This window comes from Pleionea sp. WD8-19 (assembly GCF_055326765.1).
In genome coordinates this window covers 118,388-132,951 of sequence record NZ_JBUZOU010000009.1, presented here as the reverse complement: position 1 = coordinate 132,951, position 14,564 = coordinate 118,388, and the positions used below count along the sequence as shown (strand labels likewise).

9 protein-coding genes are annotated in these 14,564 nt (G+C 40.5%); 6 read left to right on the top strand and 3 right to left on the bottom strand.

What is annotated here, in order from left to right; genetic code table 11:
* Nucleotides 1-840: 840 nt before the first annotated feature.
* Together ACTUJY_RS12655 and ACTUJY_RS12650 are read left to right on the top strand one after the other, a co-directional pair.
* Nucleotides 841-4,482, top strand: a complete 3,642-nt coding sequence (locus ACTUJY_RS12655) for an amino acid adenylation domain-containing protein (RefSeq protein ID WP_463616459.1) — start codon at nt 841-843, stop codon at nt 4,480-4,482.
* Nucleotides 4,483-4,885: 403 nt separating this feature from the next.
* Nucleotides 4,886-5,659 carry an LOG family protein gene (locus tag ACTUJY_RS12650; protein WP_463616458.1) on the top strand — a complete coding sequence of 258 codons (774 nt, stop codon included), beginning with the start codon at nt 4,886-4,888 and terminating at the stop codon, nt 5,657-5,659.
* A 37-nt stretch (nt 5,660-5,696) separates the two neighbouring features.
* Here the strand turns inward: ACTUJY_RS12650 and ACTUJY_RS12645 are convergent, their stop codons facing one another.
* The 3 genes from ACTUJY_RS12645 to ACTUJY_RS12635 form a co-directional block, all read right to left on the bottom strand.
* The gene (locus ACTUJY_RS12645) at nt 5,697-6,119 is read right to left on the bottom strand and encodes a response regulator transcription factor (RefSeq protein WP_463616457.1); all 423 of its coding nucleotides are present in this window, start codon (nt 6,117-6,119) and stop codon (nt 5,697-5,699) included.
* A 166-nt stretch (nt 6,120-6,285) separates the two neighbouring features.
* Nucleotides 6,286-6,894, bottom strand: a complete 609-nt coding sequence (locus tag ACTUJY_RS12640; RefSeq protein ID WP_463616456.1) for a response regulator transcription factor — start codon at nt 6,892-6,894, stop codon at nt 6,286-6,288.
* Complete coding sequence (locus tag ACTUJY_RS12635) at nt 6,891-8,672, bottom strand: sensor histidine kinase (RefSeq protein ID WP_463616455.1); 1,782 nt, start codon at nt 8,670-8,672, stop codon at nt 6,891-6,893. Before ACTUJY_RS12635 ends, ACTUJY_RS12640 begins: the two co-directional genes overlap by 4 nt.
* 244 nt (nt 8,673-8,916) lie before the next feature.
* On the opposite strand from ACTUJY_RS12635, the gene ACTUJY_RS12630 reads away from it, so the two are divergent.
* The 4 genes from ACTUJY_RS12630 to ACTUJY_RS12615 all read left to right on the top strand — a co-directional run bounded on the left by ACTUJY_RS12630 (nt 8,917) and on the right by ACTUJY_RS12615 (nt 14,495).
* Nucleotides 8,917-9,738: a cyclic nucleotide-binding domain-containing protein gene (locus ACTUJY_RS12630; protein WP_463616454.1), complete on the top strand. Its 822-nt coding sequence runs from the start codon at nt 8,917-8,919 to the stop codon at nt 9,736-9,738.
* 109 nt (nt 9,739-9,847) lie between these two features.
* Nucleotides 9,848-12,745: a PAS domain S-box protein gene (locus ACTUJY_RS12625; protein WP_463616482.1), complete on the top strand. Its 2,898-nt coding sequence runs from the start codon at nt 9,848-9,850 to the stop codon at nt 12,743-12,745.
* Entirely contained in the window at nt 12,742-13,113 is a 372-nt protein-coding gene (locus ACTUJY_RS12620; protein WP_463616453.1) for a response regulator, read from the top strand. The genes ACTUJY_RS12625 and ACTUJY_RS12620 overlap by 4 nt, the downstream gene beginning before the upstream one ends.
* The gene (locus ACTUJY_RS12615; protein ID WP_463616452.1) at nt 13,113-14,495 is read left to right on the top strand and encodes a response regulator; all 1,383 of its coding nucleotides are present in this window, start codon (nt 13,113-13,115) and stop codon (nt 14,493-14,495) included. The genes ACTUJY_RS12620 and ACTUJY_RS12615 overlap by 1 nt, the downstream gene beginning before the upstream one ends.
* Nucleotides 14,496-14,564 lie beyond the last annotated feature (69 nt).

The window sequence follows — 14,564 nt, the reverse complement described above, 5'->3', positions numbered from 1 at the left end:
GTCAAGTTGAATTTTATTTTTAAGTAAAGCGCTTAGATTTAAACGAAGTAATTAGCGAACAATATGCTCAAATTGCTCTTAATAGGAAATAAAAAAACAAACAGATGAGCAAGCTGTTGGGCTTGGTAAATGGACTGAGTTTAACTTTATTGTAGACAGTGGTAGTCATCAAGCTGAGTCAACCCTCAAGCTGACCGACTCTATATTTGAGTCAATCAACTTGAGGTTCATTTTATGGATTAGTAAACTTCAAGTTCATTTACGCGAACGTAGATAGTTTGATTGTCTGGTCCACGGCGGACAATTACGCGTAACTTAGTACCGTATACGGGAGAAAAGGAGTGTGAACGTACAACGCTGGTATTTCTGATAAAAAATGATGGATTATTAGAGTTTAATTTAATATTTACTCCAGAAAAAATATACGTATTTTTTTGGACGATATTGGAGTTGTACCTTAGCCAGAAGCATTATCCCTGTCGTTAAGCAATTTCATAGTTCGTTTTTAAGCGCGATGAACTAACAATGGGTCATTTTTCGTCATAAATCAAAAAAATCTAATATAAACAATTGTTTTGGCGTAAATTTTCAACCTGATGTCGCTTATATACTAACTTAATTCGATCCAGATCGATTACCATATTGGCACTATTCAGTGAGCAAGCCTGTTTATAAAAATGGCACTTCAAATAGATTAAAAAGAAGTTTTAGTTTTAGGATGGGTGAGTATCTTTTAATCAAATAAACAATTTACCAATCGGCGCTATATTACAGTGAATTCAATAAAGTTCACTGCTTGCTCTTTCCGAGATTTTAACAATGCGCAATAGGAAAAAATATATGGATAAATTAACTCAGTTTTTAAGCGATACACAAAAAGCGAATGAAACCGCTGATACGATTAGCGGCATGTTTGCAAAGCAAGCGAAAATACAACCCGAAAAAGTTGCAATTATTGACGGAGAAGTGACGATTCATTATGAGCGTCTCATGGAGCGAGCCAATGAGATTACCCAAGCGTTAAGTGAACGTAATGTTCAGCCCGGTTCGCTGGTAGCTGTTTGTATGAATCGAACGTGGGAGTTAGTAGCCACTTTATTGGGCGTATTGCAAGCGCGGTGTGCGTATGTGCCGCTGGATCCGACTTATCCGAAAGAACGAGTGAATTATATGCTGAAACACTCGCAAGCGGTGGCAGCGGTAATCGACAATGAGCATAGCGCTTCACTTTGTAATGAAGTTCATGAATTGATTGGGTTGCAAGACGTGCGAGAAACCGTGATGAGGTTTAGTAATCAACCTGAGGCTCACGATTTGGCATACGTGATTTATACATCGGGCTCGACCGGTCAGCCTAAAGGTGTCGCCGTTGAACACAGATGTTTGACAGCACTCAGCCAAGCAATGCGTAACTCATTCGATGACGAAGAACTTTCTGGCGTTTTAGCCGCTGCTTCCGTTTGTTTTGATCCATCCGTAATGGAAATTTTAGGTACTTTGTCGTTGGGTGGAACTGTTGTGTTAGCCGAGAATGTACTTGAGCTTTTGACATTACCGTCGGCCGATCAGGTAAAAACATGCATTATGGTGCCATCGGCCATGCAGGCGCTACTGTCTTCTGGTCATTTGCCTGCAAACGTACGCTGCTTTGTATTTGGTGGTGAAGTATTAAAGCGATCGTTAGTACAGCAACTTCACAAAATACAACCCGCTGTACGAATAATTAATGTGTATGGTCCAACCGAAGATACCGTATATTCAACCATGAAAGAGATTTCATTTGGTAGTGAGCCTATCACGATTGGTAAACCGGTACTTCATACTCGTGCGTATATTTTGAATGGCGACATGCAACCGGTAGCGAATGGTGTAGAAGGGGAGTTGTACCTGGCAGGAGTTAAACAAGCTCGTGGGTATTTGAACGATGAAACTCGAACGAAAGCTCAATTTATCGAGTGTGAGCCAAGTCGTCAAGTGCCAGAAAAACGCTTGTACAAAACGGGTGATCTGTGCCGTTGGATGGAAAACGGTGAGATTGAATTTCTGGGTCGAGTTGATCAACAAGTTAAAATCAGAGGATATCGTATAGAGCTTGAGGAAATTGAATCGGTGCTGGAGTTGATACCTGGCATCGATGGTGTGGCCGCTTCGGTTGAAGAAGGCGGCGTCAATCAAAATCTGCTGGTAGCTTATGTTGTGAGTCGAGATGATACGATTTCGGCCGAAACCATTCGTACATATCTGGCGGGTCGACTGCCCAAGTATATGGTACCTCAACGCATCATTTTTCTTGAAACACTGCCTCGTTTACCCAATGGTAAACTTGACCGCACGCAACTCTCAAAACTTACGAAAAATGAAAAAACTGAACCACACATTAATAATTTCTCCGGCATGTTTGATGACTCACATTCGAATAAAATCCAAGTTCATCGTCAGTTTGCCTACAGTCTAACGAACGCTTCACAAGAAGATCAACAAGCCGTATTATTGTCGATCATTCAAAACGAAATCGCGTCACTTTTGAGTTTTAATGATTCTGATCAAGTGGAACCTGATGGTTCGTTTGACCAAATGGGTCTTGACTCATTAACATCCGTGGAATTGAGCAGTCGTCTCTCAAAAATTTTGGGCCGAACACTGCCGGCATCGACAATTTATGAGCACGCTACACCTACGGCATTAATGCGTTTTGCCTTGAGTCTTGTGGATGGCCGAAATCATTTGAATTCTTCGTTTACAAAAAAAGCACCATCCTATTCTTCTAATCCTCTCGGTAGTTTTCAAACGCAGCTCCAATCGACCCACCCGACGTTTCAAGCAGCCAAAGCTCCGTGTTGGTCTGCGACAGACAAAGGGATATTGGTTCAAGAGCTTCAACGAATGGTGAATCGATTAGGTCGCAATCCTTATGCAAAATTACTACGCAGCGGAAGTGCAACTAGAGGAAAGGTTGCTGATACGCACACCAAAGAAGAGCGCGATGCCATAATTTGGACAACCAACCTGTATTTGGGTTTGAACCGTGATCCAGAAGTCATCAAAGAAGCCAGCTCTGCACTTCAAAAATTTGGAACGGGCATGGGCACGTCAGCAGCAGCATCCGGAATTACTGACCTTCATGCAGAGTTTGAAACGGCTTTTGCAGAGCTGGTCGGTAAACCTTCGGCTTGTTTATTTCCTACAGGCTATACCGCTAATCTGGGAGCTGTTGCAGGACTGCTCGGTAAAAATGATGTGGTCATCATTGATCAATTGTGTCACGCATCGATAGTCGATGGTGCGCGCGTTTGCGGTGCTTCAATACGAACTTTTCAACATAATAACCGGAAAGATTTGGAAACTGTACTTGAAACCGAAGCTTCACCTTATCGCACCATTCTTGTAGTGCTAGAAGGTGTGTATAGCATGGGGGAGGGTGCTGCACCGGTGGCAGAAATTGTTCGTATGGCAAAAAAATACAACGCACTTGTTTTGGTTGACGAAGCGCATTCGTTTGGATTTTACGGCCATCGAGGTGCTGGTATTTGCGCGGCTCAAGGTGTCACCGACGACGTCGACTTTATTATGACCACGCTCAGTAAATCTCTTGGTAGTTTGGGAGGTGTCATTGCTGCAAGAGAAGAGCATATTCAATTACTTAAAGCATCGGCCCGAGCGTATATCTTTCAAGCATCCGTTAGCCCTGCGGATATTGCGGCAGCTCTTACCTCGTTACGTAAGTTGAGTAATGATGATTCGTTACGAGAGCGACTATGGGATACCACTCGATACATGCGTGAACGATTTACCGAAGCGGGTTACGACCTCGGAACCGGAGATGGGCCAATCGTTACACCGCATTTTGGTGAGAAAGACAAATTGTTTGCCATTGTTCAAGAACTGTATGAGCGAGGAATTCAAACATCGGCGGTGACTTATCCCATTGTTGAAAGTGGGCGAGGGCGTTTGAGATTTATCTGTTCGGCATCACATACACGTGAAGATGTTGATAAAACACTCGAAGCACTAATCGATGCAGAACGAGAGGTAGAAAATCAGCAGGAGCTGACTCAAGAGGACACACTCACAATTAACTGGGAATTACCCGACTTAGAAAAGTGGGCCAAGTCCTTTTGCGACTCTCTTAAAGCTTCGATGCTGAATAAATTTGAACCGTCACCCAATTTAGCTTTGACAGTTAAATTATTCGATACTAATCATTTAATTTCAATTGTATTAAATGATCGAGAGGTTAGCATTCAAAAAAAAGAAGTTATTGAACTGCCGTCCTGCTCATTATTGTTAACGGATGATCGAACAGCTTCAGCTTTTTGTTCGCTGGATATACAAGCATTGCTTCAATTTATTTGCAGTGGCGTTTGCCGTTTAAGTGGTCAAGTTGAGCCATTTATTTGGTTTATTAGCCGAATGATTGAGTTGCAACCAGATAATTGTGGGCTTGAAATTAGTGAGCAGTGCGCTCCAGAATTAGCAAGTTAACGTTACGCGAATTTGGAAAAAGGAATTTCCAAATAAAAGCTGGCTGGATAATTTGGAGTTAACCAAAGAGTTAAGGATGAACGTATTTACTCCGCTCTTAATGCTTCAACAGGGGGTAACTGCACAGCTCTCACAGCAGGAGTCAGTCCGGCACTCAATCCAATTGTTGAAGAAAGCATGAATGTTAAACGAGACCTATTCTGAATTTGATAACCATATGCCAGCAGTAGCCAAAATTACAGTTCCAGAAATCCATCGAATACTTTGCTTAATCGACAACGTGTCACTCGCCTATAATTTACACATTATTGATTGAACACTTTAACGCCTATTTTTCTCTCATTTATAGATTTAAATCAATTTAAATAGCTCCAAGCAAGTAATAATAGTTGTGGAGGATACTATGCCTGACAGTTACGATATAGAACACGCAGAGCAATTTAAGTCGGAATGGTTAGCGGCAGAATCAAGGCTTGATGAACTGGGAATTAATCGAACATTTGTTATTTTCGGTAGCGCACGAATATGTGCGCCTGGAGCGACAAAACAACGGTTAGTGGAATTACAAGATGCACAATCTCTTGACCCATTTTCTCAAGACCAAACTGCCTTCATTACCAAACAGGAGCTGCTCAGTGCAAAAAAATCACACCGATTAAGTCGGTACTATGAGGATGCGCGAGAGCTGAGTCGCCGAGTTTCACAAGCTTCAAAGTCTGGAGAAATTCCGGCGATTACCGTGGTCAGTGGTGGAGGGCCTGGAATTATGGAAGCCGCAAATCGGGGCGCCCATGATGCAGGTGAAAAATCGATAGGATTAAATATTAAACTGCCAAAAGAACAGAAACCGAATGTCTATATTAGTGCTGAATTGCTTTTTCATTTTCATTATTTCGCAGCACGAAAAATGCACTTTTTAAAGCGCGCAGCAGTCATCATTGTATTTCCGGGAGGGTTTGGTACGCTTGATGAACTGATGGAGACTTTAACTCTTTTACAAACTAAACGGGTGAATCCCTTGCCGGTTATTTTATTTGGAGAACGTTTTTGGAAACAAGCGGTTAATTTTGAGTACCTTGCTGATTCGGGTGTGATCGATCAACAAGATTTGAATTTATTTCAGTACGTGGATTCGGTGGATATTGCTTGGGAAAAACTGCTGCCTATTCTTAAGTGAAAGGTTGGAATGGTTTTATCGGATAGGAAGGCTGAGATTAATGTTTACTTGGATTAACAAGGCCAGCTGCTTCGCGAATCTCAAAAATTCGTTTAATCCGTCTTACAACTAAATGACTCACAAGTGGCTTTTCAATGAAGTCAATACATCCGGCTTGCATTGCGGAAACCGCTTCATCCACACCTCCAGAAGAGGAGGTCATGATCGTTGGAATAGTTAAGTCTGACAATGCCATTTTTTTTAATACTTCGAAACCGGATTGTTGGCTAAAATGACTTTCAATTAAAAGGCAAGAATTTCTACCATATGCGGTTAATTTTAAAAATTGATCGGGCGATGAGAAAGTTTGTGTATGAATTCCTGAGCCTTCTAAGAGTAAGGTTATCTCACGATAAAGTTCTTTATCTTCATCGATAATATATACGACAGGTATTTGATTGTTGAAAAATTTAGATGCCACCTGAACCTAATATTCCGCAATTTAATAAACTATTGGTTTGATTATAAGCGAACCGCTAGGTCTTATGTGTTGATTCAGATCAGCTCAATTTAACTCTTGATTTGGTGCCTTACCCACACATTTTATGCCCCTGATTCATACATTGCTGGTGCGTTAGTCATTTGAGTTACTCCACTTGCAAGATCATTCGCACTAAATGAGCCAATGAGCGAGTTTGCATTTTTTCCATGATGTGTGAGCGATGAATTTCAATGGTTCTTTGACTGACACCTAGCTCTAACGCTATGACTTTATTGGCTTTTCCTAAAATAATTTGATTAAGCACTTCTTTTTCTCTTTCCGTTAACGTCTCTATTTTGTCTTTTATGTTTTTATTTTCCGACAGTTTATCTCGATATTGAGTATCCTTTTCGATCGCAATTTGAATGCAATCTAAAAGCTCCTGATCTCGGAATGGTTTTTGAATAAAATCGATAGCGCCTTTTTGCATAGCCTCAACCGCCATGGGAACATCGCCATGACCGGTTATGAATATAATAGGTAATGAACTGCCCATTTCATTGAGTTTTACTTGCAAGTCTAGTCCACTCATTTGTGGCATCCGTATGTCGAGTACCAAACAGCCACCAATGCCTTGCTCGTAGAAATCGAGAAAATCGCTTGCTGATGAAAATGATTTCGCTTTCAGTCCCACGGATCGAATTAACATTTCCAATGCATCACGTACGGCTTCATCGTCATCGACAATAAATACGGTGTGTTCTTTTGAATTCATTGACTGTCCTCGTCATTAAAGCTGCTATCTATTGTTGGTATCGTAGCGCAAAATAGACTGCCACAAGGTATACCAGCTTTATAATTAAGGTTTCCACCCAAGGACTGCATTATTGAGCGGCTGATCGCTAGGCCCAATCCCATGCCTTGTTCTTTCGTTGTGAAGAAGGGCTCAAAAATATGATTCGCTTGTTCTTCAGAAAGTCCTGGTCCGAAATCCTGTACACTGACCTCTAGAGTATCGTTTAACACTTGCTCAGTCTTAATTATAATTGTTTTATCAGGGCTATCGTTTATCTGCATTGCTTCAATACCGTTTCGAATTAAATTCAATATGACCTGTTGAAATTGCACCGAGTCAACATAAACTTTTGGCAAAAGGCTTTCTAATTGCAACTTAATTGAGATATTCAGCAGTCGGGCATCAGGCTCGACTAACGAAACGACTTCACGGATCAGTGCATTGCAGTCTTGAGTTTCTATTTTACTTTCTCTTTTTCTGACAAACGACCGCATGCGTCGAATCACTTCACCCGCTCTGTGGGCTTGCTTATCCACTTTTTCTAAGGCAGTTAAGAGCTCCTTGCTTTCCATTTCTCCATTTTTAACCAGACGAATGCACGCTTGAATGTAAGCGGCAATGGCCGTTAATGGCTGATTGATTTCATGGGCAATACTGGTTGCCATTTCACCCATTGATCCTAATCGATCGACATGGGCTAATCGATCACGATGTAATCTTGCCTCGGCTTCCGCTTTAATTAATTCGTTTTGAGCTTGCTTTTGTGCAGTGAGTTCTCTAATGATGCCTGTAAAAAGCAGCTCTTCGCCAACCCTTGCCTCACTGACGGCTAAATTTGCTGGAAAAAGAGAGCCGTCTTTACGCATTGCTGTTACTTCACGACCAATTCCAATGATTTTTCTTTCCCCCGTTTTAACGTAGTGATCTAAATATCCATCGTGTTCTCGAGCAATAGATTCTGGCATCAACATGGAGATATTTTTTCCGATCACTTCGCGAGCGTTGTATCCAAACATATTTTCTGCTGTATTATTAAAGGAGTCGACAATACCATGAGCATTTATGGTAATTACCGCATCGACAGCGGTGTCCAAAACCGAGCGCAATCGTGATTCTTTTTCGCTAATTGAGGTTAACAGTGGGCTTCCCAATTGCCAAAATAACCAGATTCCAACGATAATGATAAGTAAGGTTGAAATTACGGCCACCATTCCGGTGTATAAATAAGGTGCTCTTATTTCAGACATATCAACTTTGGCCACCAGCCCAATATTCAGCGTTGGCACAGAGCCAAACGCTGCCAATACTGGCTCACCACGATAATCAAAACCTATGGTGGCTCCAAATTGGCCAGAAAGGGCTTGATGCATGGGCTCAGCTAAGCCGCTCTCCCAAGGCATCGATAAGCGTCCTTTGTAATGGCGTAAAGGTAGTAAAAATTGAATGTCATTGCCTTGTCTCTGCGCCAGTGTGAATTCACCGGTTTCACCAAAACCTTCTAAATCTTCATACACTTGCTTTACTTGAGTTAATACTTCTTGAATAGCGGCTTCTTTGTCTGTGGTTACCATATAGGCCAATTCATATTTGGCAACCGAATCCAATATTTTTGCTTGGCTTTTTACGATTTCAGACAGTCGTGACTTTTGTTGTTCAACACTGGTTTGATACAGCAAAAAAATGGATATAGCGACGACAAAAAGCGCAATAGTGGCCATTACACCGATTAAATACAAAATTCTATTCTGGCTGGTCATGTATGAGCTTTTTGGCCGATAAAGGAATAAGCGGTTGATAATAGATGAAAAGTATAACTTAAGTCTATGTTATTTAAAGAATAATAAGAAATTCTGGAGGACTATCCAACCTTTGCTTTATACGTAAATACCGAAATAAGGTATGTATATCTTCGAATTTAACTTTCTAAAACGGCATTTTACACTTTAAGTGAACTTAACGTACTGAGATGTTATCGGTCTCATTTTATGTCGGAGAAGGTCCATGGAAAATGCCACGCTTCAGGAACTGCCAGCTACTCCAATAAACGTATATCCATTAGAGCAATTCGATTCAAAACCAATAATTCCTATGGCTGAGCTAAAACCTTCACCTTGCGCTCATTGTGCAATTCAGCGTTTTTGTCAGCCGCCGGATCTCAGTCAAAGTCAAAAAAAGGCATTACATTCCTTATTGAATAAGCCACTAATAATGCATCAGGGCGATATTCTTTTTCGCCAAGGTCAAACGTTTGGCTCAATCTACATTGTTCGAAGCGGTGCCATAAAGTCTTATACGGTTACTGAAAAAGGGGAAGAGCAAGTGACAGGGTTTTATTTACCCGGTGAATTTTTAGGCCTCGATGGTATCTATAACGGCTCTTACGTAAATAGCGCCGTTGCAATGGACTCTTCGTCCATTTGTACTTTGCCTTATTCTAAACTCGTGAGTATGAGCTCCCAACTACCACAATTTTCCACCCATTTATTTCGAGCCATGAGCCAAAAGCTGAATGTGGATCAGCAACTTCAACTAACCCTGAATAAAAAATCAGCTGAAGTTAAACTAGCCAACTTTTTACTGTCTTTGTCTTTGCGAATGCGACGATTAAAGCTTTCTGCAACGCATTTTCAATTACCAATGAGACGAACCGATATTGGCAATTTTTTGGGCTTAGCAATAGAAACTGTTTGCCGCGAGTTCACTAAATTGCAAAAACGGAAGGTACTGACCATTTCAAGGAAACAGGTGATCATTAACAACCTCACTCGATTGTTGGAGCTAGCAGAAGTCGATTCCCAACAATTTGAACAGTTATATCATTAAATTCTTCGGTTACCATTGACCTATTTCGAGTTTGTTAACCCATTACAAATGAACGGAACTTAGTGTGAACGATGTAATAGAACCTACCAGTGCAGTCAATCAAATAAATATGGTTGACGCCTTAATGGAAGCGATTGTTGATGGCATTATTACTATCGATAAACTTGGCGTAATTCACTCACTGAACCCTGCTACTGAGCGGATCTTTGGTTATAAGAAAGAAGAGTTGATTGGTAGGAACGTCAAAGTGCTTATGCCCGAGCCCTATCAATCGGAACATGATCAATATTTGAAGAATTTTCATCAAACCGGCTTAAAAAAAATAATTGGTATAGGACGTGAGGTCCTCGGAAGACGTAAAAATGGAGAAATATTTCCATTGGAGTTAGCGGTAAAGGATATGCTGTTGGATGATGAGCCTATGTTTGCTGGTATTGTCCGAGACATCAGCGAGCGTAAGGCCGTATTTGATCAGTTAAACTTACAAAGCGGTGCGTTAGAAGCCGCCGCTAATGCCATTTTGATTACAGATAAAGAAGGCGTGATTCAATGGGTCAATACGGCGTTTACCAATTTAACTGGTTACTCATCGGATGAAGTCGTGGGTAAGTCAACGCGCCTATTAAAGTCTGGACGGCAGTCTAGCGTGTTTTATAAAGAGTTATGGAAAACAATAAGTGAAGGACGTGTATGGCAAGGGGAAATGATTAACAAGAAAAAAGATGGCGCGCTTTACACGGAAGAGCAAACCATTACACCCGTCGCTGATAAAAATGGGGTAATAACCCACTTTATTGCAATTAAACTCGATGTCTCTGAAAGGAAGCAGGCTGAGAAAGCGTTGGCTGAAAAAACTAAAGCACTGTCTACCATCGCTGAATTTGAAAGAACACAGTCTAGAATTATTTCATTATTTAGTACATTTAAAGACAGCAAAGAAATATTTACTGAGATGCTTAAGATACTTTCTGAATCTCATCAGATGCCGCTTTCCGCAGTGTATCTTTTTGATGAATGGCGAGGAAATTTAAACAGAGTCGCGAGTCATGGCGCCACGAAACAACTCAAAAAACAATATGAAATAGGTGAGGGCCTCATAGGGGAGTGTGCACGAAATGATCAGCAAATGGTTGTTAAAACGGATAATAAAGTACCATTTTCCATTGATACGGGACTTTTTAATATTGAACCGAAAACGGTAGTCATCAATCCAATTGTTTATTCAAGCAAAGTTCTTGGCGTTTTGGTTTTATCCAGTATTAATGAGCTACAAAAAAATGAACTGGCTTTTATTGAGCGACTAGCAAAACAAGTGGCAATGTCACTTAATAGCTTAATGCAATATCAACATTTGCAGGCTCTTTCGGAACAACTGAAACAGCGAGGACAAGAAATATCCTCAAAAAATGAGCAGTTAGAGCAAAGCAATCGATTGAAAACAGAGTTTTTAGCCAATATGTCGCATGAGTTAAGAACGCCGCTGAATGCCATTATTGGATTTTCAGAAGTGTTGAAAGATCAGTTGCTGGGCAATCTCAATGATGAACAAAGTGATTATGTGAATGAAATATTTATGAGTGCTCATCATCTATTGGCCTTAATCAATGATATTCTTGATCTCTCTAAAATTGAAGCAGGAAAAATGGAACTGCAACTGGACGCTGTAAACTTACCCGAGTTGTTAAATAATGCGGTTTCTATAGTTAGAGAGCGAGCACACAACCATAATATTTCGTTAAATGTTGATATTGATAAATCATTATCTGTATTTAAAATTGACAGCCGAAAAATTAAGCAAATTTTGTTCAATCTCTTAAGTAACGCGGTTAAGTTTACACCAGACGGTGGTTCAGTAACGCTCAAATCGTATACTCAGAATAAACAGTTAGTGATTAAAGTTATCGATACGGGCATAGGAATATCCGAAGAAAAACAAGGGCTGCTGTTTCAACCTTTTGTTCAATTGGATGGTTCTCTTTCCAGAAAGTATGAAGGAACTGGCCTTGGATTGGCGATGGTGAAAAGACTGGTCAATTTGCATGAAGGGACCATAGAAATTGAAAGTTCAGAAGGCAAAGGAAGTTGTTTTAAGATAACCATTCCAGAAAATATTAAGTCTGAAGAGCAGACTGTTTTTGAGAAAGATGAAAATGAAGTGATATCAAGCAAAATGCAGTTCGTTATCGATAATAAAAGCAAAAATAAAAAGAAAAAAACAAGTGAAACGAAAACAGTTGAGCTAAATCGCGGTCACTACACTATTTTAATCTTGGAGAGTAATGAGTCACAAGCTGACTTATTGAACTTATACATTACGGATGCAGGTTATGAAGTCATCGTTGTGAGCACTGTAAACGAGGCGTTGCAAGTTTTACAGTCCGAGCATACGGACCTTGTAATGATTGATCTTATGCTCCCTGACGAAAGCATTATCCATTTTTTAAATCAAAAAAATGGATTAGCGTCATGCGTTGACATCCCAGTTATGGCGTTGACTTCTTCCGAGTCTGATAATGAACTCAGCGCAGTTGCGGCAGACGCAGTACTTGGTAAGCCGATTAAACGCTCTGATTTGATTCGAATTATAGACTCTTTGATAAAAGTGCTACCTAAGGAACGTATTCAAGATATCAACCTATTACTGATTGATGATGATCCGAAAGCGAGTAAAATTGTACAGTCGTACTTACTGGGCTCTAACTTTAATTTGGCCACGGCGTACAGTGGAATAGATGGACTTGAAATGGTTAGGCTCAATAAGCCTGATATTATAATCTTAGACTTAATGATGCCAGAAATGAGTGGTTTTGAAGTACTTAATAAAATTAAAACATCTGATGAAACTAAGGACATACCTGTAATTGTGTTAACGGCTAAGCTATTAAGTAAATCGGAAAAAGAAACGTTAAAAGGGCAAGCTGCAATAGTCGCTGAGAAAAGAGAAGCATCAAGAAGTACTCTCTTAAGTGAAATAGAAAAAGCCTTAATTCGGACGATAGAGCCATGACGACTGTTTTTATTGTAGAGGACCATGCAACGAATTTAAAGCTGGTTAGAGGAATACTTGATCGAGCGGGGTACGACGTGAAAGAAGCCGAGACCGCTGATGAAGCTATTCCTATGATTATTGGTGCGCCCCCGGACTTAATTTTAATGGACATTCATTTACCTGGAACGGATGGATTATCAGCAACTAGGATTTTGAAGTCCAATAAAGTGACCTGCTCCGTTCCTATAATAGCGACAACGGCTCGAGCGATGGAAGGTGATCGTGAATTAATATTGGAGGCAGGTTGCGACGATTATGTATCGAAACCCATTCGCTATAAAGAGTTATTATTTAAAATAGAAGCCATGTTGCAGAGGAAAGCGTAATGTCTCGGATTAACAAAGTACTCGTCGTCGATGATGAACCCAGAAACGTAAAGTTATTAGCAACATACTTACGGGCTGATGGGTTTACTCCTTTAACGGCCTATAACGGAGAGGAAGCGGTAACGATTGCGCGCTCTGAAAAACCTGATGTCATATTGTTGGATATTATGATGCCCGATATGGATGGTTATCAAGTCACGAAAATATTAAAGGGTGATCCCGATACAAAAGCCATTCCTGTGATACTCGTTACTTCCTTAGACGGATCAGAGAATCGAACTAAAGGGATTAATGTGGGTGCCGATGAATTTTTGACTAAACCAATTAATAGAAACGAATTAATGGTGCGAGTGAGGGCTTTGTATCGATTGAAAATAATGCATGAAGAACTCAGTCACAGAAGACATATCATGGCAGGATTATCGAAGTTGCCTGAAAACGAAGAAACTATGAAAAGCACTATTTTACTGATAGAAGATGATGAACTTTTAAGCAAAAGCATTTCTCGAGTTTTGGGAGCCATTAATATTCGATGTACTGCCGTACCAACGTCTAGTGTTGCACTTGAATATATTAAACATAATACGCCCGATCTTATACTTCTTGATCGTTTATTGCCTGATGGTGACGGTATTAGGATGTTGGAGCGACTGCACGCGATCAAAGAGCTCGAAGATTTGCCAATCATCGTGATTACTTGTTTGGATGAGTTGAGTAAGAAGATTGAAGGTATAGAATTAGGTGCAGACGATTATTTAATTAAACCTATTGAATCGAATGAGCTTCAAGCTCGGGTGAAAGCGGGTTTAAGGCGTGCACAAGCCATTAAAAATTTAAAGTTAGATCTTGAGCAAGCCATTTCGAGTACTGTAACTGACACATTGACTGGTGTAAGGAACCGGTATTATTTAGATGCTGATCTAGAGTACCGTATCGCACAAGCTAAACGAATGCCAGATAGGCCACTCAGTATTTTAATGATCGATATTGATCATTTTAAATCGGTAAACGATCGGTTTGGTCACCTCGTTGGAGATAAAGTGCTGTGTCAAGTCGCAGAGCAACTGTCTCAGTGCGCGCGGGCAGCGGATATTGTGACGCGTTATGGTGGTGAAGAGTTTTGCATGGTATTACCAGAAACCGATTTAAACGATGCGGCTTTTCTGGCTGATCGAATATGCCAAAGTGTTGCTTCAACCAATTTTCTGTCACTTGGTAATGAGCATGCCACAGTGAGTATTGGTGTAGCGGTGTTTCAGTCTAGTGATAACGATAAAGATGAATTAATGGATAGGGCGGATCAAGCGCTTTATGCTGCAAAAGAAAATGGTAGGAACCGCGTGTGTAAAAGCCTGGGGCCTAACCAAGTCGTGAATGCTTAAGGCATATCAGTTGACTTGTATCAATAATTATAATCAGATTGATGTTAATGTGAGATCAATGAGTTCTTT

Coding starts and splice junctions, on each gene's coding strand:
- ACTUJY_RS12655 (WP_463616459.1), top strand. CDS start 841: ATGGATAAATTAACTCAGTTTTTAAGCGATACACAAAAAGCGAATGAA.
- ACTUJY_RS12650 (WP_463616458.1), top strand. CDS start 4,886: ATGCCTGACAGTTACGATATAGAACACGCAGAGCAATTTAAGTCGGAA.
- ACTUJY_RS12640 (WP_463616456.1), bottom strand. CDS start 6,894: ATGAATTCAAAAGAACACACCGTATTTATTGTCGATGACGATGAAGCC.
- ACTUJY_RS12635 (WP_463616455.1), bottom strand. CDS start 8,672: ATGACCAGCCAGAATAGAATTTTGTATTTAATCGGTGTAATGGCCACT.
- ACTUJY_RS12630 (WP_463616454.1), top strand. CDS start 8,917: ATGGAAAATGCCACGCTTCAGGAACTGCCAGCTACTCCAATAAACGTA.
- ACTUJY_RS12625 (WP_463616482.1), top strand. CDS start 9,848: ATGGTTGACGCCTTAATGGAAGCGATTGTTGATGGCATTATTACTATC.
- ACTUJY_RS12620 (WP_463616453.1), top strand. CDS start 12,742: ATGACGACTGTTTTTATTGTAGAGGACCATGCAACGAATTTAAAGCTG.
- ACTUJY_RS12615 (WP_463616452.1), top strand. CDS start 13,113: ATGTCTCGGATTAACAAAGTACTCGTCGTCGATGATGAACCCAGAAAC.